At 30.2% G+C, this 21,573-nt stretch carries 22 protein-coding genes; 9 read left to right on the top strand and 13 right to left on the bottom strand.

Annotation, left to right across the window (positions count from 1 at the left end; all coding sequences use genetic code 11):
• Positions 1-117: 117 nt before the first annotated feature.
• The 3 genes from MBM09_RS10190 to MBM09_RS10200 form a co-directional block, all read right to left on the bottom strand.
• Positions 118-1,434, bottom strand: a complete 1,317-nt coding sequence (locus MBM09_RS10190) for a CoF synthetase (RefSeq protein ID WP_238673618.1) — start codon at positions 1,432-1,434, stop codon at positions 118-120.
• A gap of 150 nt (positions 1,435-1,584) precedes the next feature.
• The gene (locus tag MBM09_RS10195; RefSeq protein WP_238673619.1) at positions 1,585-2,064 is read right to left on the bottom strand and encodes an Lrp/AsnC family transcriptional regulator; all 480 of its coding nucleotides are present in this window, start codon (positions 2,062-2,064) and stop codon (positions 1,585-1,587) included.
• Positions 2,065-2,134: 70 nt separating this feature from the next.
• Complete coding sequence (locus MBM09_RS10200) at positions 2,135-3,280, bottom strand: M14 metallopeptidase family protein (protein ID WP_238673620.1); 1,146 nt, start codon at positions 3,278-3,280, stop codon at positions 2,135-2,137.
• A gap of 292 nt (positions 3,281-3,572) precedes the next feature.
• Here MBM09_RS10200 and MBM09_RS10205 point away from each other — a divergent pair, with 292 nt between their 5' ends.
• Positions 3,573-3,944, top strand: a complete 372-nt coding sequence (locus MBM09_RS10205) for a helix-turn-helix domain-containing protein (protein WP_238673621.1) — start codon at positions 3,573-3,575, stop codon at positions 3,942-3,944.
• Between the two features lie 38 nt (positions 3,945-3,982).
• Positions 3,983-4,351: a DNA topoisomerase IV gene (locus MBM09_RS10210; protein WP_238673622.1), complete on the top strand. Its 369-nt coding sequence runs from the start codon at positions 3,983-3,985 to the stop codon at positions 4,349-4,351.
• Between the two features lie 3 nt (positions 4,352-4,354).
• Here the strand turns inward: MBM09_RS10210 and MBM09_RS10215 are convergent, their stop codons facing one another.
• Complete coding sequence (locus MBM09_RS10215; RefSeq protein WP_238673623.1) at positions 4,355-4,855, bottom strand: hydrolase; 501 nt, start codon at positions 4,853-4,855, stop codon at positions 4,355-4,357.
• Positions 4,856-4,865: 10 nt separating this feature from the next.
• Positions 4,866-5,627: an MBL fold metallo-hydrolase gene (locus MBM09_RS10220; protein WP_238673624.1), complete on the bottom strand. Its 762-nt coding sequence runs from the start codon at positions 5,625-5,627 to the stop codon at positions 4,866-4,868.
• A 91-nt stretch (positions 5,628-5,718) separates the two neighbouring features.
• On the opposite strand from MBM09_RS10220, the gene MBM09_RS10225 reads away from it, so the two are divergent.
• Positions 5,719-7,194, top strand: coding sequence for a TonB-dependent receptor (locus tag MBM09_RS10225; RefSeq protein ID WP_238673625.1), 1,476 nt, complete (start codon positions 5,719-5,721; stop codon positions 7,192-7,194).
• Between the two features lie 32 nt (positions 7,195-7,226).
• Here the strand turns inward: MBM09_RS10225 and bcp are convergent, their stop codons facing one another.
• A complete protein-coding gene (gene bcp / locus MBM09_RS10230; RefSeq protein WP_238673626.1) occupies positions 7,227-7,679 on the bottom strand; it encodes a thioredoxin-dependent thiol peroxidase in 453 nt (150 codons plus the stop codon).
• 35 nt (positions 7,680-7,714) lie between these two features.
• Between bcp and nth the strand changes: the two genes are divergently transcribed.
• Positions 7,715-8,374, top strand: coding sequence for an endonuclease III (gene nth / locus MBM09_RS10235; protein ID WP_238673627.1), 660 nt, complete (start codon positions 7,715-7,717; stop codon positions 8,372-8,374).
• 231 nt (positions 8,375-8,605) lie between these two features.
• Here the strand turns inward: nth and MBM09_RS10240 are convergent, their stop codons facing one another.
• Positions 8,606-9,190 (bottom strand): RNA polymerase sigma factor, encoded by a 585-nt coding sequence (locus tag MBM09_RS10240; protein ID WP_238673628.1) that lies wholly within the window; start codon positions 9,188-9,190, stop codon positions 8,606-8,608.
• Positions 9,191-9,427: 237 nt separating this feature from the next.
• On the opposite strand from MBM09_RS10240, the gene uvrA reads away from it, so the two are divergent.
• From uvrA to MBM09_RS10255, 3 genes are read left to right on the top strand one after another with little or no spacing between them, the layout of a single operon-like run.
• Entirely contained in the window at positions 9,428-12,211 is a 2,784-nt protein-coding gene (gene uvrA, locus MBM09_RS10245) for an excinuclease ABC subunit UvrA (RefSeq protein WP_238673629.1), read from the top strand.
• Positions 12,212-12,233: 22 nt separating this feature from the next.
• Complete coding sequence (locus MBM09_RS10250; protein WP_238673630.1) at positions 12,234-13,064, top strand: AraC family transcriptional regulator; 831 nt, start codon at positions 12,234-12,236, stop codon at positions 13,062-13,064.
• A 53-nt stretch (positions 13,065-13,117) separates the two neighbouring features.
• Positions 13,118-13,708 (top strand): SRPBCC domain-containing protein, encoded by a 591-nt coding sequence (locus tag MBM09_RS10255; RefSeq protein WP_238673631.1) that lies wholly within the window; start codon positions 13,118-13,120, stop codon positions 13,706-13,708.
• Here MBM09_RS10255 and MBM09_RS10260 read toward each other — a convergent pair.
• Positions 13,705-14,805 (bottom strand): DUF3667 domain-containing protein, encoded by a 1,101-nt coding sequence (locus MBM09_RS10260; RefSeq protein ID WP_238673632.1) that lies wholly within the window; start codon positions 14,803-14,805, stop codon positions 13,705-13,707. The genes MBM09_RS10255 and MBM09_RS10260 overlap by 4 nt on opposite strands.
• 517 nt (positions 14,806-15,322) lie before the next feature.
• Between MBM09_RS10260 and MBM09_RS10265 the strand changes: the two genes are divergently transcribed.
• Positions 15,323-15,985 (top strand): hypothetical protein, encoded by a 663-nt coding sequence (locus tag MBM09_RS10265; RefSeq protein WP_238673633.1) that lies wholly within the window; start codon positions 15,323-15,325, stop codon positions 15,983-15,985.
• 218 nt (positions 15,986-16,203) lie between these two features.
• Here MBM09_RS10265 and MBM09_RS10270 read toward each other — a convergent pair whose 3' ends face one another.
• The 5 genes from MBM09_RS10270 to MBM09_RS10290 all read right to left on the bottom strand — a co-directional run bounded on the left by MBM09_RS10270 (position 16,204) and on the right by MBM09_RS10290 (position 20,068).
• Positions 16,204-17,166, bottom strand: a complete 963-nt coding sequence (locus MBM09_RS10270; RefSeq protein ID WP_238673634.1) for a helix-turn-helix domain-containing protein — start codon at positions 17,164-17,166, stop codon at positions 16,204-16,206.
• A 452-nt stretch (positions 17,167-17,618) separates the two neighbouring features.
• Positions 17,619-18,314 (bottom strand): hypothetical protein, encoded by a 696-nt coding sequence (locus MBM09_RS10275; protein ID WP_238673635.1) that lies wholly within the window; start codon positions 18,312-18,314, stop codon positions 17,619-17,621.
• A gap of 336 nt (positions 18,315-18,650) precedes the next feature.
• Positions 18,651-18,923, bottom strand: coding sequence for a hypothetical protein (locus tag MBM09_RS10280; RefSeq protein ID WP_238673636.1), 273 nt, complete (start codon positions 18,921-18,923; stop codon positions 18,651-18,653).
• A 115-nt stretch (positions 18,924-19,038) separates the two neighbouring features.
• Positions 19,039-19,635 (bottom strand): archaeosortase/exosortase family protein, encoded by a 597-nt coding sequence (locus MBM09_RS10285; RefSeq protein WP_238673637.1) that lies wholly within the window; start codon positions 19,633-19,635, stop codon positions 19,039-19,041.
• Positions 19,622-20,068, bottom strand: a complete 447-nt coding sequence (locus MBM09_RS10290; RefSeq protein ID WP_238673638.1) for a PID-CTERM protein-sorting domain-containing protein — start codon at positions 20,066-20,068, stop codon at positions 19,622-19,624. The genes MBM09_RS10285 and MBM09_RS10290 overlap by 14 nt, the downstream gene beginning before the upstream one ends.
• Before the next feature lie 238 nt (positions 20,069-20,306).
• Between MBM09_RS10290 and MBM09_RS10295 the strand changes: the two genes are divergently transcribed.
• Complete coding sequence (locus MBM09_RS10295) at positions 20,307-21,509, top strand: hypothetical protein (RefSeq protein ID WP_238673639.1); 1,203 nt, start codon at positions 20,307-20,309, stop codon at positions 21,507-21,509.
• Positions 21,510-21,573: the final 64 nt, after the last annotated feature.

Genomic DNA, 21,573 nt, shown 5'->3' on the forward strand with positions numbered 1-21,573 from the left:
AAATTAAAACTTTATCAATAATAACTTTACTTTTTAATATTTTTTAGATAAAATCTATTTAAAAACAGATAACATGTCTAATCACTTGAGATTCAACGATGAAATTTGTCGATTTTTTTAGTTTGAATTCATTTCATTTACAACTAATTTTCGTTTTCCTGATGATAATAAAGGAATTTCATCAACATATTCTATAGCAATAGAAGCATCTTGACCAAAATAACCTTTGTATTCTTTTATTAATTCCTCTTCCCTATCGAAGTCTTTCCAAGGATTTAATCTAAATTTATATTCTTTTTTCCCAGTTTGCACGAATTGATATTGTTTTAATTCAGAATACTTCCACATATTAACCGTTACTATGTGTGATGTAATAATTTTGTTTTTTGTATCTAAAACTAAATCTACTTTTCTTCCTTCAATACGCTCTAAAACTGGACCTCTATTTGTGTTTTTTTTGTTTTCAGACATATAAGCTAAATCACCCGTATTATATCTTATTAAAGGCATACAATAATTAAATAAGTCTGTGATAACTACTCTTCCTATCTCTCCTGGTTTTGCAGGGTTGTCATTATCAATATTTAATAATTCGACGTGGTAACTACCCCAATTAATTTCAAATTCATACCCGCCAGAATAATTTTGTTGAGCTAACATACCACATTCCATATTTGAATACCTAGACAAAACGGGCACTTGAAAATACTTTTCCATTTTATCCTTAGTAGTCGTTTTTAATTCATCAGAATTTGTGATAATACTTTTTATATTGAAATTTAGGGGTTTACTGTTTATTTTGTCTAAGTAATTAACAATAACATCGCATGTTGAGGCAAAACAAAAAATACTTTTTCTTGAATTATCTTCATTTAAATCGGTTAATAGCTGAGCAACATCTTCATCGGTGTAATTAAGGATATTGTAGGGTTTGATATTTTCCATAAATAATTTTAATGGAGACTTTCTATTTATATCGTTCCATACTTTCATAAATATTAATCTTGACCCTATTTCAAACCCTCCTTGTTTTGTAAAATAGATAATGTCTGCATTATTTCTTAATCGCTTATTCTTGTTATGAAATAGTTTAAATGGAGTTCCCGTAGAACCACTTGTAACTACAGGTGTATTTTTATTTCCAGTAAAAAACGCTGATTTAAAATCATCATAATTGTTTCTCACTACATCTTTATCTATAATCGGAAAATCCTTGAGATTATTTCCCTTTGCATTAGATTTATAATATGGGGTGCTTTCTAAAGCATTTTTTAAAAGGTTTTCTAAATGCTTCGCTCTTCTTTCTTCAGATGCTTTAGTGTTGTAGTTTTCTATTATAAATTTAATGTCATTGTAATGTTTTCGTATTGGACTTCCTTTTAAAAAGTCTACAAGCCAAAAACTATATTTTCTTAATAATTCAAGTGAATACATGATATGATTAAATGATATTTTATTTAAAATTGCTATTAATAAACTAGCTTATCAAAAAAAATCTTTAAATAGATTGATAATATCTTTTATGTGTAAAAATTAAAAAAGCCCTCTAATGAGGGCTGTAATATTTTTTTGAAAAGTTTTTATTTACAAATCATTAAAAATAGAATGCATTAAGCGTTTTTTATCGTTAATACTTTCTTCTAATGATATCATAGTTTCTGTTCTATAAACGCCTTCTATGTCATCCAACATAAAAATAACTTCTTTGGCATGCTCTGTACTTCTTGCTCTAATTTTACAGAAAATATTAAATTTCCCGGTAGTAATATGTGCTACAGTAACATAAGGTATTTCATTTATACGTTCTAATACAAATTTAGTTTGAGAGGTATTATTCAAGTATACACCAACATAAGCAATAAAAGAATAACCAAGTTTTTTATAATCTAACATCAAAGAAGAACCTTTAATGATTCCGGATTCTTCCATTTTTTTAACACGTACATGAACAGTACCTGCAGATATTAATAATTTTTTAGCAATGTCTGTGAATGGAATTCTTGTGTTATCGATTAACATATCAAGAATTTGATGATCAATTTCGTCTAATTTAATTTTCCCCATAATTAATTATTCTTAAATTTAAAACGAAATTAATACATTTTTATTAAAAATACGCCATAAATGATACGTTTTATTTCGATATAAGCGATTTTTTTTCATTATTTATAATTACGAAAACGTTTTCGTTATTAACTTTTAATAGCTTTCCCTCATTATCGTAAACTTCAAACCCATTGGCTTCTATTTCTTTATGTCCAAAATAGTCATCTAGTTTTTCTATTTTTTCAACTTTTGGAATAAATTCAATTTTATTTTCTATTAGCCTTTCTTGAAATTGAATTCCAATATCTAAAAATTCATCATTTACTTTTGCTTTTCTTATAATTACATCATAAAAACACTTGCTGTTTTCTGGAATTTTAAAATAACCTTCATAATTATCTCCAATTGCATTTGAATTAGAAATATAATTTAAAGATATAATGTATGATATATATATAAATTCACGTGTTTTTTCTCTTGCATAGTCGTTATGAAAATGACCTGCCTCAAACAAAATAGTAGGTATATTTTCACTCTGAAAAGTATCACCAACACAATTAAGATTAAAAGCATCATCATACACCCCAACTTGATTAGGTATTAGCGCTTGTAAAGCATCATTCATAGCGCTAATAACTTCCATTGCCACTTTTCTATTTGAGCTGATAGAACACGCTTTATCTTGAGCTGGAGCTAAAAAAGATACTGTTGCTGGTTTATTAGACTTTCTTACACTAAAAATGGTGCGTTGCCCATGAAGATTATAACAATAATGTGGCTTAAAGCTTTTAAAAACTTGTCTTAAAACTTTACTTTCTGGTTGAGTTAAATTTTGTGCATCTCTATTTAAATCTACTTCATTAGCATTTAATCGTGTATATGCTTCAGCACCATCTGGATTTAAAATAGGAATAACATATAATGTACAAGCGTCTAGAATGTGTTTTAATATACTATCCTCATCTAAGAGTGTATTAAAAAGATCGAATAAAGCTTTTGTTGTGGTAGATTCGTTTCCATGCATTTGAGACCACATTAGAATTCGTTTATTACCATGACCAATTTTTAATCCATAGATTGGTTTGTTTAAAACTGAAAATCCTATAGTTTCAACATTTACTTGTTCACCTAAATTATCTAATAAAGGCTCGATATGTTTATTGGTAATATACCTGTGAAACAACCCTGTTTCTTTAAAGCTTTTATATTGTAATTGAATGTCTTCTAATTGCATGTTGTTTTTTTAATGTTACAAATGTAAACATTTACTAATTTACAATTGTAAACAATAAAATACATCTATTTGTTTACAATATTATACAAGAATTAAAAGATTTACAACCTCTTAAGTAAACACAAATAATTAAAATTTTAATAACTTATTAAAGCGCAGTTTATCAGTAAATTATACACTATTAATTAAACTTATAATTTATATATTACAGATTATTTAACATTGAAAAAGCATCTGTTTAATGTTAAATTGTTACATTTGTAACATGAAATTACTCCAATAGGTATTTACAATGATAAACAGCGAAGATTTTATAAAAAGACTTCAAAAAATAATAGATTTCTATGGTGAATCCTCCTCTTCTTTTGCAGAAAAAATAGGTGTACAACGTTCTAGTATTTCGCACATTCTTTCCGGCAGAAATAAACCTAGTTTAGATTTTATCTTAAAAATTTTATCCGCATTTCCTGAAGTTGATTTGTATTGGTTATTTAATGGCAAGGGAGAATTCCCAACTAAGAATAATACCGAAGAGGTGAAAAAAGAAATTATACCTCCTATTGTAGAAACAGAAAAATTAGTTTCAGAAATTAAAAACGACAAAACTATCGAGCGTATCGTAATTTTCTATTCTGACGGAAGTTTTAAAAATTTCAATAATTAAAATTTTTCTTTAGTAGTTTTGCATTTCAATATTTAATTATGAGATTTCTTTACTTACTATCACTATTCATCCTTTTTGGCTGTTACCAAACAACTCGTAATTGTAAAGATTATAAAACTGGAGAGTTTTATAGCGAAGTTACTATAGATGGTGTTTTGTATAAATCTACTTTTAAAAGAACCGAAAACTTACAGGTTGAAGTTTATAACAATAAAATAGACTCTTCTCAATTACGATGGATAAACGATTGTGAAGTTGTTTTTAAAACTATCAACCCAAAGAATATGGCTGAACAAAAAGATATTCATTTAAAAATATTAACTACTACAGATTCTTCATACACTTATGAATATTCCTATGTAGGAGAAACAAAAAAACAAAAGGGTATTGCTTTTAAAAGCAACTAATCACTAATCAAAAGGATATAAAAAATATTCTACCAAATTGAATTTTAGCTGTTTGTCTTCAGTTATTTCATAAGTTAAGAAAATTTCTCCCCAATATTGACCATCAGAGAAATCTGCTATAATCCATTTATGATTAAGCATTTTCACTGTGTTAATCAACATTTTTCTACCCTCGCTTGCTGCATAAGGTACAATAGGATGCTCTCCTTTTACTTCATTCAATTTATAAAGTTCATCTTTTATAAACGGGATTAACTCATCTACATTATATCCATCATTTTCAAAATAACTTATAGCATCTTCGTTTCTTTCTAAATTAAAATGCGACACTTCTGCAATGTTATTTTGTAAAACAGCTATTGAATCTTTGTACTTCTCTAATTGCGATTGGCGAACTTCCAATTTATTATTCATATCCTCGAATACACGTTTAGAATTAACATACTGAAACAAAACCAGCAGTATTGAAAACACAAATAAATACATAAAAATTCTTTGTTTCATTTTCTTTATTTTAAATTGTTAATTGTAACCCATCATAAGCTAAAAACACATTTTTTGGTAATGTTTTTTCAACTTTGTCATGAAATCCTAATAAATGACTAATGTGCGTTAAATAAGCTTTTTCTGGATTTACTTTTTTTATAAATTCCAATGCTTCTTCTAAGTTAAAATGTGAACGGTGTGGCTCTATACGTAAAGCATTTACAACTAGAGTTTTTACACCTTTTAATTTTTCAATTTCTTTATTCTTAACGGTTTTCATGTCGGTTAAATATGCAAAATCTTTAAACCTAAAACCAAAAACCTGTAAATCGTCATGCTTACCATTTATTGGAATTACCTCTAAATTCTTCAATTTAAACGGTTTATTCTTAATCTTGTTTATAATTACTGTTGGTGCCCCAGGATACTTATTTTCAGTTTCAAAAACATAATCAAAGCGTTTTTTTAATTGTTTTATTACTCGTTTGTGTCCGTAAATAGGGATATCACCTTGCCTAAAGTAAAACGGTCTAATATCATCAAAACCCAAAACATGGTCGGAATGTTCGTGTGTAAAAACAATACCATCAATCCGTTTACAACCAGATCGCAACATTTGATATCTAAAATCTGGCCCACAATCTACAACATAGGTAAAACCATCCCATTCAACCAAAACCGAAACTCGTAAACGTTTATCTTTTGGATTTTTACTCAAACAAACAGGATGATTACTTCCAATAATTGGAATACCTTGCGATGTGCCTGTACCGAGAAAAGTAATTTTCAAATAGCTAAGTTTTGAACAAAAATAAACTTATTTTTTTGTTTACTATACTTATTTGATACCTTTGTACGCACAAGTATAACCTATATATGATATGGAAATTACCATAAAAGGAGACAAAGAATTTGATGACATCCCTTCTTTAAAATCGAAAGCTCTTCGCATTAACTTAAACGAAAATATTTACGGATCATTTGCTGAAATTGGAGCTGGACAAGAAACCTGTAGGCATTTCTTTAGAGCTGGAGGTGCCTCGGGGACTATCGCAAAGGCAATGTCTGCATACGATAAAGACTTTAGTGATGCTATTTATGGTGCAGAAGATGATGGCCGTTATGTAACTGAAGCTCGTTTACGTAAAATGCTTACCCATGAAATGAACCTCATGGAAAATAGGTTAACACGCGATAAACACCCAAATAAAATATTTTTTACTTACGCTAATACCGTTGCTACCATTGACTTTGCAAAACAGTACAAAGGCCATGGTTGGGTTGGTATAAAATATCAAATAGACGCTAAAGGTGGTTACAACGAAATTATTTTACATGTTCGTTTTAAAGAAACTGATGCACGATTACAGCAAGAAACACTAGGTATATTAGGTACAAATTTAATTTATGGGGCATTTTATAAGTATAACGTTCCAAAAAAATTACTTCGCTATTTATATGATCATTTAGATAAAGATCAAGTAGAAATTGATACTATTAACTTTTCTGGTCCTGTTTTTAAAAATATAGATAACCGACTAATGAGCTTACAGCTTGTTAAAAATGGCATGACCGATGCTGTAATGTTTGGACCAGATGGTACCAATGTATTGCCTGCAAAAGTGTTTTACAAAAAGAACATTTTAGCGCTTCGTGGAAGTTTCAGACCTGTAACTAAGGTAAATATGGCTATGTATGAGAAATCATATAACATGTTTATTAAAGAAAATAAAGTAGATAAAGATAAAACGGTTGTTGTTTTTGAAATTACACTATCTAACTTGAGAGCCGAAGGTGAAATTGATGAACAAGATTTTATTGATAGAGCAGATTTATTATGCTCGTTAGGACAATCGGTAATGATATCTAATTTCCAGGAATATTTTAAAGTTGTAGAGTATTTTTCTAAATACTCTAAAGCAAGAATGGGATTAGCAATGGGTGTTAGCAATTTGGTTGATATTTTTGATGAAAAATACTATCGTCATATAAGCGGAGGAATTTTAGAAGCATTTGGTAAACTTTTCTTTAAAGACTTAAAAGTTTACTTATACCCTATGCTTGACCCTGAAACTGGTGAATTAATAAACAGTGAAAATTTAAAAGTATATCCACGTATGAAAGAATTGTACAAATTCTTTAAATACAATGGTAAAGTGATTGATATTGACGATTATGATACAAGCATTATGTCAATCTTCTCACGAGAAATATTACGCATGATTTGTGAAGGAGAAGATGGTTGGGAAGATATGGTTCCTGAAGGAACGGCAGATTTAATTAAAGACTATCGTTTATTCGGTTATACTAGAAAACCTTTAACGCTTAGTAGAAGAAAAAAATTAAGTAACAAATAAAAAAAGAGGCTGTTTAAAACAGCCTCTTTTTTTTATCCTAATATTTGAGCAGCGTGATCTTTCGTTTTTACTTTTTCAATAACACGCACAACAACTCCATTTTCATCAATTAAAAAGGTCATTCTATGAATACCATCATACTCTCTACCCATAAACTTTTTAGGTCCCCAAACTCCAAAAGCATTAATAACAGTTTTATCTTCATCTGCTAAAAGCGGAAAAGGAAAATTATATTTATTTTTAAAATTAGATTGACGTTTTTCAGAATCGGCACTTACACCCAATAACTCATAACCTTCCTCTTGTAAAACTTCATAATTATCTCTTAAATTGCAAGCTTCAACAGTACAACCTGGTGTACTAGCTTTTGGGTAGAAAAAAACAATTAGCTTTTTTCCTTTATAATCATTTAGAGAAATCGTATTTCCTTGTTCATCTTTTGCCGTAAAATTTGGTACAGCATCACCTTGTTTTAGTGTATTCATAGTCTTAACTTTGATTTTTAACAAAAATACGATTAATGACTAAAAAAGAGAAGGTAAACTTTGTTATAAATACCTTAAATAAATTATACCCAGAGATTCCAATTCCTTTAGACCATAAAGATCCATACACGCTACTTATCGCGGTTTTAATGTCTGCCCAAAGTACAGATGTTCGGGTAAACCAAATTACACCTTTGCTGTTTGAAAGAGCTGATAATCCATACGATATGGTAAAACTTACTGTGGAAGACATAAGAGAAATCATAAAACCCGTTGGATTGTCTCCTATGAAAAGTAAAGGTATTCATGGTTTATCAAAAATATTGATTGATAAGTATGATGGTAAAGTGCCTCAAACTTACGAAGCGCTTGAAGCTTTGCCTGCTGTTGGCCATAAAACAGCTGCAGTAGTTTTATCGCAAGCCTTTGGTATACCTGCTTTTCCAGTAGATACGCATATACACCGATTAATGTATAGATGGAATTTAAGTAATGGCAAAAATGTGGTTCAAACCGAAAAAGATGCTAAGCGAATATTCCCTAAAGAATTATGGAACGATTTACATCTACAAATTATTTGGTATGGGCGCGAATATTCTCCAGCTAGAGGTTGGGATTTAGACAAAGATGTTATTACAAAAACCATTGGAAGGCAAACCGTTATAAACGATTATCTAAAAAAGAAAAAGTCCTGATGATTAATCAGGACTTTTTGAAAACTTAGTTTAGAAGCGCTTCAAACTTCAATTTATTACAATTTATAACACTTAAAGCCTTAGAGTAATTTAGAAGAAAATTAACCGTTTCTTCCTTCGGTTCTAGTTCGTTTGAATTTTGTAAAGATTTTTTTTCAGAGTAAAGTTTTGCCATTATTTTATGTTAAGGTTTATTTACACCAATAACGCAGCAAAATTTACTTTATTGCATTAATTTGTTAAAACTATATTATGCTTATCAATAATCTTGCGTAAATTAATTAACGCATAACGCATTCTACCCAATGCCGTATTAATGCTAACCCCTGTTCTTTCTGATATTTCTTTAAAACTCATATCATTATAAATACGCATTAACAACACCTCTTTTTGGTCATCTGGAAGCTCATCAACTAATCGTCTAACATCATTTTCTACCTGTTCTTTAATAATCGTTTTTTCCGCATTTAAGCTCGTATCACTTAATACAGAAAAAATACTAAACTCACCAGTATTGTCAAATTTTGGCATTCTGTTATTCTTTCTAAAGAAATCTATTACCAAATTATGCGAAATTCGCATAACCCATGGTAAAAACTTACCTTCTTCGTTGTACGCACCACGTTTTAGTGTGCGAATAACTTTAATAAAAGTATCCTGAAAAATATCTTCAGCGATATCTCTATCATATACTTTCGAATAAATAAAGCTGTAAATTTTTTGTTTGTGTCTAATGATAAGAGTCTCTAAAGCTCCTTCATCTCCTTTAATATAGTTACTAACTAAAGTAGCGTCTGAAATAATTTCGTGTTGCATAACAATTACTTTTAATGCACAGAAGAAGTCCTTCTTTGCTTGGGGTTACATGTTTAAAAGTAATGTTCTGCTATAGGCGAGAGTTTGATTAATTGCTAATTACAAAGTCAAATATAACAACAATCGTTCCTAAAAAACAAAAAAATGCATGTTTTTTTAACATTTTATAGTTTCAATTCTCATTTTTTAAGCTGAACTACTTATAGTATCTTTGCTAAATTATTCGCTTTAAAGTCTATGAATACTACTCTTACAGAAGTTAACCCTAAAGAAAATATCATCATAAAAGGTGCGAAATTGCACAATTTAAAAAATATTGATGTTGTTATACCTAGAAATAAATTAGTAGTTATTACCGGTTTATCGGGCTCAGGTAAATCCAGTTTAGCTTTCGATACGCTGTATGCTGAGGGCCAAAGACGCTATGTTGAAAGTTTATCGAGTTACGCACGTCAATTCTTAGGGCGTTTAAATAAACCAAAAGTAGATTATATAAAAGGCATTGCTCCTGCCATAGCTATAGAACAAAAAGTTAACTCTACCAATCCGCGTTCAACCGTTGGTACAACTACAGAGATTTACGATTATTTAAAATTACTTTTTGCAAGAATTGGCAAAACCTACTCACCTGTTTCTGGAGACGAAGTGAAAAAAGATACGGTAACCGATGTTTTAAACCACTTAAAAACATTTCCTGAAGGTGAAAAACTACTCTTGCTCGCTCCTATTTACTTAGAAGAAGGAAGAACTATTGAAGACAAACTTAAAGCATTACAGCAACAAGGTTATGCCAGAATAAAAGTTAATAATGACGTTGTTAGAATTGATGAGGCTAGTGATATTAATACTAAAGACAAAGTTTTACTAGTTGTTGATAGAATTATTACTAAAAATGACGAAGATTTTTTAAACAGACTTGCAGATGCAACTCAAACCGCATTTTTTGAAGGTAAAGGCGAATGCATCATAGAAACTTTAAAAGATAGCAAACAGCGACATTTTAGTAATAAATTTGAATTGGATGGTATTAATTTTCTAGAACCAAATATTCATCTATTCAGTTTTAATAATCCTTATGGAGCTTGCCCAAAATGTGAAGGTTATGGCGATATTATTGGAATTGATGAAGATTTAGTTATTCCAAACACAGGACTTTCTATTTACGAAAACGCTATTTTTCCTTGGCGTGGCGAAAGCATGAGTTGGTATAGAGACCAATTGGTTAATAATTCTCATAAATTCGATTTTCCTATACACAAACCCTATTTTGAGTTAACTGATGCTCAAAAACAACTTATTTGGGATGGTAATCAATATTTTGAAGGCTTAAACTCCTTTTTTGCAGAGTTAGAATCTAAAGCTTATAAAATTCAAAATCGTGTTATGTTATCACGTTACCGCGGAAAAACAAAGTGTAAAGCTTGTAATGGAAAACGCTTACGTAACGAAGCTAACTATATTAAAATTGGTGGTGCTAATATTACAGATTTGGTAGAAATGCCATTAGATAAATTAGCTAATTTCTTTAATCAGTTAGAGTTAAACGATTACGACACAACAGTTTCAAACAGGTTGCTTAAAGAGATAAATAACCGATTATCATTTTTAGCTAATGTTGGGTTAGATTATTTAACGCTAAACCGAAAATCTAACACACTTTCGGGTGGTGAAAGTCAGCGTATAAACCTTGCAACCTCCTTGGGAAGTAGCTTGGTTGGTTCTATGTATATCTTAGACGAACCTAGTATTGGCTTACATCCAAAAGATACAGAGCGATTAATTCTGGTTTTAAAACAATTACGCGATTTAGGAAATACTGTAATTGTTGTAGAACATGACGAAGATATTATGAAAGCTGCCGATAGCATTATAGATATTGGTCCAGAAGCTGGAACTTTTGGTGGGCACGTTGTAGCACATGGCACTTATGATGATATTCTAGCTTCAGAATCATTAACCGCTAAATACCTAAACGAAACTTTAAAAATTGAAGTCCCTAAAAAACGAAGATCCTCTAAATACCATGTAGATGTTTTAGGTGCTCGCGAAAATAATCTTAAAAACATCAATGTTAGTTTTCCTTTAGGGATGCTAACCGTTATAACTGGTGTTTCCGGTAGCGGAAAAAGTACGTTGGTTAAAAAAATATTATATCCGGCGTTGCAAAAAAAGTTAACCGATTTTGGTGATAAACCTGGTCAGTTTACAGCTTTAGAAGGCCATTTTACCAATGTAAAACATATAGAATATGTAGATCAAAATCCTATTGGTCGTTCATCACGTTCTAATCCGGTTACCTATATAAAAGCTTACGATGACATTCGCGCATTGTTTTCAAAACAAAAATTAAGCGCCATAAGAAACTACCAACCCAAGCATTTTAGTTTTAATGTAGATGGCGGACGCTGTGAGACTTGTAAAGGCGAAGGTGAAGTAACTATTGAAATGCAATTTATGGCAGATGTGCATTTAGAATGTGAAACATGTAAAGGAAAACGCTTTAAAAAAGAAGTTCTGGAAGTTACTTTTGCAGATAAAAATATAGATGATATTCTAAATCTTACCATTGATGATGCCATTACTTTTTTTGAAGCTACCAAGCAAACAAAAATTAAAAACAAACTCCAACCATTGCAAGATGTTGGTTTAGGCTATGTTACTTTAGGCCAAAGCTCTTCTACCCTTTCTGGTGGCGAAGCTCAGCGTATAAAACTAGCTTCATTTTTAGGGAAAGGAACTAATAAAGATAAAGCTCTTTTTATTTTTGACGAACCTACTACTGGTCTTCATTTTCATGATATTCAAAAATTATTAAAATCGTTTAATGCATTGATTGAAAATGGGCATTCCATTATTGTTGTAGAACATAATTTAGAACTTATTAAATGTGCAGACCATATTATTGATTTAGGCCCTAAAGGTGGTGAAACCGGTGGAAACCTTGTAGCTAGTGGCACACCAGAAGACATTGTAAAAGTTAAAGCGTCTGAAACCGGAAAATATTTAAAGGAAAAGTTATAAAATTAACATTATTGTTTTTTGTATGGTATTTAATACTCACATTTTAAATAATTTACTAAGCAATTACGTTGAGTCTATTTTTCATTATAAAGATTTTAATCCAGATCATTCTATTGAGCGTGTTGTTCCTACAGGACATCTTTTTCTGATTTTTGAACTTGATGGTTTTAGCAGAAATACTTTTGATAACAACACCTTAAAACCAAAAAAATCTTTTACCAAAGTTTGGGTTTCTGGTATGCATAAAAACTATATTTCAATTTCTGCGCATCAGAATTCCGAAATGTTAGTTGTACAATTTAAACCTTGTGGTAGTTACCCTTTTTTACAAATTCCTGTTGAAGAATTGAATGATAAAGTTATTCCTGCAGAAGAATTGTTTAGTGATGATATCTTACTTTTAAGAGATTCGCTTTTAAATCCAGAAACATCTTCTGATAAATTTAAAATCGTAGAAAATTGGTTATTAAGTAAGTTTGATGAAACTAAAACACCTCCGAAAGACCTAGTAAAAGCTATTGAAGAATTACGGGTAAATTCAAATAATAATCACAATCAAATCATTGAAAAATACCCAAATTCGCAGAAACATTTAATACATCAGTTTAAAAAATATATAGGTTTAACACCAAAACAACTTCATCGTGTTTTACGCTTTAACGATATTCTTCAAAAAATACAGCAAGAGCAACAAATAAGTTGGACAGAAATAGCCTATTTATGTGGTTTTTCAGATCAATCACACTTTATTAAAGAGTTTAAACACTTTTCGGGTTTTAACCCTAGTGAGTTTATAAAAAATGAATTTGATAAAGACCCACCTAATTTTTTTCCATTAGACAGAGAAGGTTAATTTTTTACAATCACACTTATAAATTGTTTTATAGCTTTGTAAAAACACTAACCATGAAACATTTTTTACTCACTACCGCTCTATTTTGTTCAGTTTTTCTTTGTACAAGCCAAAATCAAATTAATGATATTGAAAAACGAGTCACTTCAAAAATAGATTCTACTTACACCTCAGAGCTTACTTTAATTCAGGAATTTATAGTAAACGTACCTGTAGACTCTGTATTTACAGCATATTCAACCAAAAAAGGTTGGGAAAGTTGGGCAGTTGCCATAGCTGAAGTAGATTTTAAAATTAACGGTACCATTAAAACCAATTACAATAAAGATGGCAAAATAGGTGATGCAACTACCATTTATTTGAATATAAAAAACCACGTACCTAATAAATTGATTACACTTCAAGCAGAATTAAGCGAACACTTTCCTGAGTTTATGAAAGCAGACGAAAAAAACCTATACAACATTATTTATTTTGAAGCTATTAATGATTCAACCACCAAAGTAACATCATATGGTATTGGGTATAAAAACAACCAAAAGTACAAGGCACTCATGAAGTTTTTTATAACCGGAAACGAAAAATCCTATATTAATTTAATTACTTATCTCGAAACTGGAAAACCTGTTAAAATAGCGTATTAATAAAACAAAAAAGCAAACATTCCTAAAATTACAGCTGCTAAAGGCGCCACAAAAGACAAAAATAAAAAAGTAACTATACTTCCTTTAAAAAAGCTTTTAATCACACCTTGTTGGTAAAAACGCCTTAATCCTAAAAATAAATAGACAAAGGTAGAAAGTGCTATTAAAAAACTAATCCAACCCGGTATATCTACAACAAAATTAACAGCAATTAAAATACTAAATACGGTAAACAAAAAAGAGAAATAATAAAAGCTAAATACCAAATGGTGTGAATATCGCCCGCTTTTTCTGTAAAACAGTTTTAATAATATTGCAAAAATTGGCAGTAAGAAAAACAATGCAATAGGTATGGTATCGTAAAATGCCTGTAAAACACTGCCTCCTCTTCTAGATTTATAAAATTTTAGCGCTTGTGCATACAAACGTCTAGTAAAAGCTCCCGCATCATCACTCATTCCCATTTCTTTATAAATATCTTTATCACTTGCGCCGCTTGCTATTAATGAATCTATAGTATCTTCACCATTCCCAAACATAATAACATTGTTCTTATTAAATTTATCAGACTTTATTAAAGAATCTATTTTTTCGTCAGAAAAACCATTTATTAATTTACTTTCTTCTAATGCATGCCGTACTTCTGCCCTAGCAATAGAATCTGCTTTTTTAAGTTCAGATAATTTAACCGCCTTTAAAGAGTCTTTTATAAAATCATTTGTAATAGTATCAGTAAACTTTTCTTGTTTTAAGGTTTTGGCTAAATTATCATTTAACTCTTGTACTTGTTTTCGTTGAATAAAAGAAAACAAAAAGAAAAACACCACCGTAATAAACAAATACATTTGTGCAGGGTGTAAATACAGTAAACGCTTACCTTCTATAAATTTACTTGCTAAATACCCTGGCCTGAATAATAAAGGTAAAAAGCTTTTAAAAAAGCGTGCATCAAACGAAAAATAATTGCTTATTGTGTTATAAAACAGCACTTTTACTGTTAACTCGTCTTTAGCTTGTTGTCCACAATGCGGACAAAATTTAAAGCCTTCTTCAAATTGTTGTTCGCAATTTTTACAGGTTTCTAATTGGTTTTTCATTAGAATTGATTGGTTTATATAAAAGTAGTAATTATTTATAAAACTTTAGTCATGTGCAAATGAGGTACGATTGAGACATCATATAATTCATATAAACCTCTGTTATGTGATTTCTCTCTTTGTTCGAAATGACTTGTAAATCATAAACAAAAACCGAAAAGTCATGTCGAATGAGGCACGATTGAGACATCACATAATTCATATAAACCACTATTATGTGATTTCTCCTATCGTCGAAATGACTTATAAATCATATACAAAAACCACAAAGTCATGTCGAAATGAGGCACGATTGAGATATCTCATTACGTGCTTTATTTATTTTTTTTCTCAAACTATGTGATTTCTCTCTCCGTTCGAAATGACTAAAAAACTCTATAATCCTGCAAAACAATACTTTACATTTTTGGCACGCAAATTGAAATCCAATACAACATAGCATAAGCCGAAAAGCTAAAATCTCGATATTATTGAGATATTAAAAAATCGGAAATTATTAATGTAAAATCCTAAGATTATGAAAAGATTAGTACTATTATTTGCAGGTATGTTAATTGGGACAACTGCATTCGCAACAGAACTAAACCACCAAAAACCAGGAGACCATTTAGATATTACAAAACGCTACCGTTATGCGCAACCTATTATGTTTATAGAGCGTGGTATTGAGTTTTTAATTTTCCCTGATGGAAGCTTTGATTTTAACACACATATCGATAACGGGTTTTACGACGATGGTATGTATTACAAAAACAACTCTAAACGTGGCAGTATAAATGCAAACCACAGAGGCCCAAATGCACAAATACAGTTTAGTAACATGCGTGCAAACCGCGGTGTACAAATAATACGCGACCGTTACGGCAAAGTAAGACGTATTGGTAACGTGTTTTTAAACTACAGCAGAAACGGAAACATTACCCGCGTAGGCTCTGTATTTATTAACTACAGAAGAGGTAGAAACGCTGTGGTGAACCAAGTGGGCGGATTACGCGTACAGTACAACCATTGGGGCGAAATTGTACACACCAGAGGTTTTGTAAACTGGAATAACCGTAACACACATTACGATATTAATAGGTTTGATGATAGAGACGATTACCATTTTGAAAATGATGACAACTACTACTATTACAAACAAAACGGTAAAGTAAAAAAGCAAAAAAAGAACAAAAGATAAATTTTTATTTGAATTAGTTAGTTATTAGTTAAAAATGAAAAACTCGAAGTATTTGGCTTCGAGTTTTTTTTGTTAGTTTAACGTGCTTATATATGGTTTCGTAGTGTTTAAGAAACTAAGTTAGCAAAAAGGGACAAATGTGATGAATTTCGGCATTAATTCCCTAACATTCTTTAAACACTATGAACTATACACATTGTTGTGAGTACATACAATCACTAAAGATATTCATACTCCTCAATTATCTTGTCTATCTTTATTCTTCCAGAGATAGGTTCTGAATTATCAGCATATACCACCCAATTTATTTCTTTATTTCTATATCCTCTATAATTACTCAATAACTGGCATTTATTATCATCAATTCGGAGAGTTCTTGAAGGTAGAATTGGCTCATATCGTGATGGACCCAATTTTTCAATATAATTAGGGGGATTACTCTCTAGTCCAATAGTATCCCGTACTTTATTATCAATTACAAATTCAACGACCTCAAGACTATCGTCATATTCAAAAGTGTCTAACAAAATTGATTTCGGGATTTGCACTATACAATTAATATAATTAGCATACACTTTGCCAACATTTTGTGCGTAAACTTGAAAAATATACTCAGTAGTGACCATAAGTTTTTCTGTCCTAATACCAGGTCCAAATGTGTCACCCATATTTTGAACACGAACTAAAACTTTAAAAAAGAGGTTAATTTTTGGCGTTTTAATTCTATTAAAAACATCCCGTATCTCATGATCGTACATTGGAAGAACGTTAAAATTATGTCGCCTATAGTACCTTTTATCAGATGCCTGATGTGCAGTGGTACTTTGAGGAATTTCAATAAGATAAACCACTTTGCTTGGGTTTGAATTAATTTCAATAGGATAAATTTTTACTTCGTCAATTTTTGGTCTTATACCGTCCTGAATTTTTTGTTCTAACCATTCTCTATCAACTTCTCCTCTCTGAATTGGATCTATGCCCTCTGGTAAATGTTCTTTTTCAGAGATTCCATAAATTAGTATTCCTCCATTCGAATTAGCAAAGGCAGAAACATCTTTTGAAATTTCATTTAATTTTTTTTGGTCAAGTCTGTCTAAGGATTTGGACGCTTTGTACTCGAGGTTTAAATTCTCTTCCTTTTTGTCTTTAATTAAATTTTCTAAATACTCTTGATTATACATCTATTAGGCTACTGGCATTACTCACAACGACTTGATATAAAATCGTTTTAATGTTTAATTTCTAAGCTTAAACTAATTTCGTCATTTCTTACCACAAATACTACCTTTCTTACAATACGTTGTAAACAAGTTTTTAACAATACCCAATTGATTATCAGTTTATTTAACGGTTTTTAGTCAAAAAAATCCCTCTAAACCCTAAAAGTTTAGAAGGGAGAACTAAAACATGAACAAAAAATAAATATTTATTTGAATTAGCTACTAATAGCTAAAAAAACTCGAAGTGTAATGCTTCGAGATTTTTTGTTAGTTTAACGGTCTAGTGTATGATTTCGTTGCCTGTTTAAGCACTAAAGTTAGTAAATAAATCACAGATAGAAAGTCCGCGAGGACTTTCGTAAGTAGGCTTTAACTAGCAATGAATTATACACATTGTTGGCAAATCGTTTTATTTAAAATTGATATCCGATTATTCTTTCCTTAATTTTATTCTTTTTGTCAAATAAGAAAATAACCATATAACTTCCTGCTCCATCACTATTTTGCATTGTCAATATTATTTCTCCTTTTTCGTTTAAGTAACCAACTGTATAGCAGTATAAATCATCATTGTCATTTAAACATTCGATTGTTGGTTCAAACAAATCATTGTATTGTTCTTGGGGTATTTCTATTTTTTCGTCATTAACTATTAAATAGAAACTTGATATTTCCTTTCTAGGAATATTTCCGTCAGTTCCATAAATATCTTTTCCATCAATTTTTTCCAGAAATGTTTCACTTGAATCAAAACTCAATTCTCTATTGTCTTTTTTAAATTCAGAAGTTTTAATTACAATTTTCGTATTTCCTTTTAAGAGTTCAACTGAATTTTCATCAATTAGTTTAGATTTAAATTTTGGATAATTAAATTCCAATAGAGTAAATAAATCATCTTTTAAAAATTCTTTTGATACAATACTGTCAAATTCTATTTCAGTTTCTGGATGAAAAAGTCTTACTTTAAAGTATTCTCCGTTATTTATTAATTCAGAAGTCTGTTTTACTTTTTTTTCTATTTTTTTTTCACTTTCTTTAATTTCGATTTGTTTCTTTTTTCCTTTTGTTTGGCAAGAAATCAAAATCAATGTTATAAGTAAAATTTTCATTTTCATAATAGTTCTGTCAAATGTTTGCCAACGACTTGATATGAAATCGTTTTAATGTTTTATATCTAATGTTAAACTAAGTTCGTTAATTTTTCGCACAAACATTAGGTTTTTCACATTACATTGTAAACAAGTTTTTAACAATACCTAATTGATTATCAGTGTATTTAACGGTTTTTAGTCAAAAAAAAATCCCCTCTAAACCCTAAAAGCTTAGAAGGGAGAACTAAAACATGAACAAAAAATAAATATTTATTTGAATTAGCTACCATTAGCTAAAAAAACTCGAAGTGTAATGCTTCGAGTTATATGAATATAATTTTTGGTTTAGGTTATTTATGTGTTTTGATTATTACTCTTTAAGCTTCTATTAAGCAAACCCATGGCAACGTATAAAACAGGAGAAATTAATATCTCTTGAATTGTATATGCCAAATGTTTTAAACTTTTACTTATTTCTAATACAAACCAATCAAATAACCCAAGAGAAGTAATAATAAACAAACCCGATATATGAATTAAATGCCAAAGAGTAGACATCCAAGTATCTTCTAATTTTCCTAAATGAATAGTTCCAACAAAATAGACAGCTATTGTTGTTGAAAACATGATTAAATGTATTATAATTTTTGGTAATACTACATTACTATTATTTTCTTTGAAAAAAAGGTAATTCCAAGAATAAATAATAATAATAAATATAAGTCCAAATGTAAAACGAACTTTATCCGACTTGTACAAGTTCATTTTTAAACTGAATTTTACGTGAATAGAATTTCCAAATTAAAAAAGTAGCTCCATAAACCATAACTTTAAACAAGTAATGATGAGCAAACTGGAAATAGGCTTGAAAATATTCACGCAGATAAATTAAACCAACACATCTTAATATATTGATGATGTCTAATAAAGCAACTCCCAGAATAATATAAAGTATTTTGCGCCAAATTTTAGAAGGCATACAAATGATAAAACCTATGTACAAAACCATTAATTCTAAACCATTACAACCATCTGCTATATATAATACCAATTTATTGTTATGGAATATTTCTGAAGCTTCATGACTTATTAGTTCTCCCTCATATACAGATGTTCTAGTTGTTCTATTTGTAGAAAAACCACTTAAAAAACCAGAACTATTTAAAAATTTCGTAGAAGCTTCAGCAACATGAGTTGTCAATGGGTAGTCTAAAACTTTTGAATCATATAAAAAAAAGCTATAAATAATTTTCCATATTACAAAAAGCAAAAAGGCTTTTCCTAAAAAAAGCCTTATTGGTAATGGGATTTTATTTTTTAAAGAACTAATTTTTATCATTTTTATTTCCTCGTAACTTTTTAACTCCAAAAGCAGCAGCCCCTATTAGTAAAATACTAAGACCTCCATCTAGAGGTATAGAGTCTCCTCCGCCTTGATTTCCACCTCCATCATGCCCACATCCTCTGTAATGAGTGTGTTGATTTCCTCCTCCATAACTTGAGTGTCCACAACCACGATAATGTGTATGATGTCTTCCACCACCGTAACCTGAATGCCCACATCCACGGTAATGTGTATGATAATTTCCACCGCCATATCCAGAATGTCCACATCCACGGTAATGAGTATGATGGTTATTATTACCCCAACTTCCCCACCAGTTGCTAAACCAATTACCAGAAGTTGCATGAGAATTAGATGTAAATGTAAAAGCTAAAACCATTAGAATTAAAGCAAATACTTTTGAATATTTTTTATTATTATTTTTCATACTCTTTTTTAGATTAATTAATAGCATTGTAAAAATAAATACAATTTTATTTACGTTCTATTTTTTTCGACAAAACATATTATTTATACTTTTAAATTCATATGAGGCTGTTTTTAACTAGTTACTAAACAGTTAACTTATAAATAATTTTGTTTTATTTCTTAAAAACCTAAATTCTATTTCAATTTTTTGGCACGCTGTTTGTAATTACTAAAACGAACCCTTAAAATTTACAATTATGAAGAAGTTTATATTTTTATTAGCAAGTTTAGTCCTAACAGGATTTACTGTTAATGCAGCCACAACCAATAACACAGTTTTAAATAACACAGCAACTTATTATGGAGGTTACGGTAACTCTTTCATATTTGTAGAAGATGGTATAGAGTTTTCGGTATTTCGTGATGGACAATTCGATTTTAATCTTTTAAGAGGAAATTCGCGCATAGGTGTTTCTGTAGGTACGCCAAATGTAAATATCAGTTTTAATTCAGGATATGATTACAATGGATATATACAATACGACGAATTTGGAGCGGTTATTCAAATAGAAAACACACCTATTTACTACGATTTTTATGGTCGTGTTAGTCAAATTGGTAATGTAAATATTTACTACAACAATTTTGGTTACATAAATCGTGTTGGTGGTTTATATGTTCATTATAACAGATACAATGTTTTCTCTCACTACACAGGCTTTATAAATGTTTATAACAGAGGTTATATTTACAGACCATGGCACCGTTTTTATGTAGTTCCTGCATTTGATTACTGTGTAGTTTACAACAGACCTTACAGACAATTTTACAACCCTGTGCGTTATGTATATAACAGACCGTTTTATAACAACTACAGACCAAGAACTGCTGTTGCAAGCAGAAGAGGCAATAATGTTGCAAGAAATAGAAGTTATGCTACTGTAAACAGAAGTAACAGAAATGTAACCAGAGTTAATACAAATGCTAATTCTAGAAGAACAGTTGCACGTAACAACACAAAAGTAAATAGAAATACTACTGTAAGACGTGATAATACAGTTAATAGAACAACAAGATCTACTTCTACTACGGTAAATAGAGATGTTAAAAGACGTGATAACACGGTTAGAAATACACCTAGAACAAATACTGAAGTTAATAGAAATAGAACAGTTACTAGAACAACAAGACCTAATACAAACAGTACAAGTACAAGAACGGTAACACGTACCAGAAATAATACAGTTACGCAAAAACCAAAAAGCACAAATACTCGTACATATAATAGAAACACAAATACAACTAGAAAGCCGCAAGTAGCACAACGTACAGTGAGTAAACCAAGAACAACTCAGCAACGTACAGTTACTAAATCTACTAGAAGTAGCAAACCAACAGCTACACAAAGTAGAGGTAATTCTAGAAACAATACAAGATCGACAACAAGAAGAAGATCGTAAAAATTTTGGTTGGTTAGTTTGGAAAGCCCTTCGAGTAGTTTGCCTCAAAGCAACATCGAGGGGT

The organism is Flaviramulus sp. BrNp1-15 (assembly GCF_022259695.1).
In the GTDB taxonomy this organism is placed as follows: Bacteria; Bacteroidota; Bacteroidia; order Flavobacteriales; family Flavobacteriaceae; genus BrNp1-15.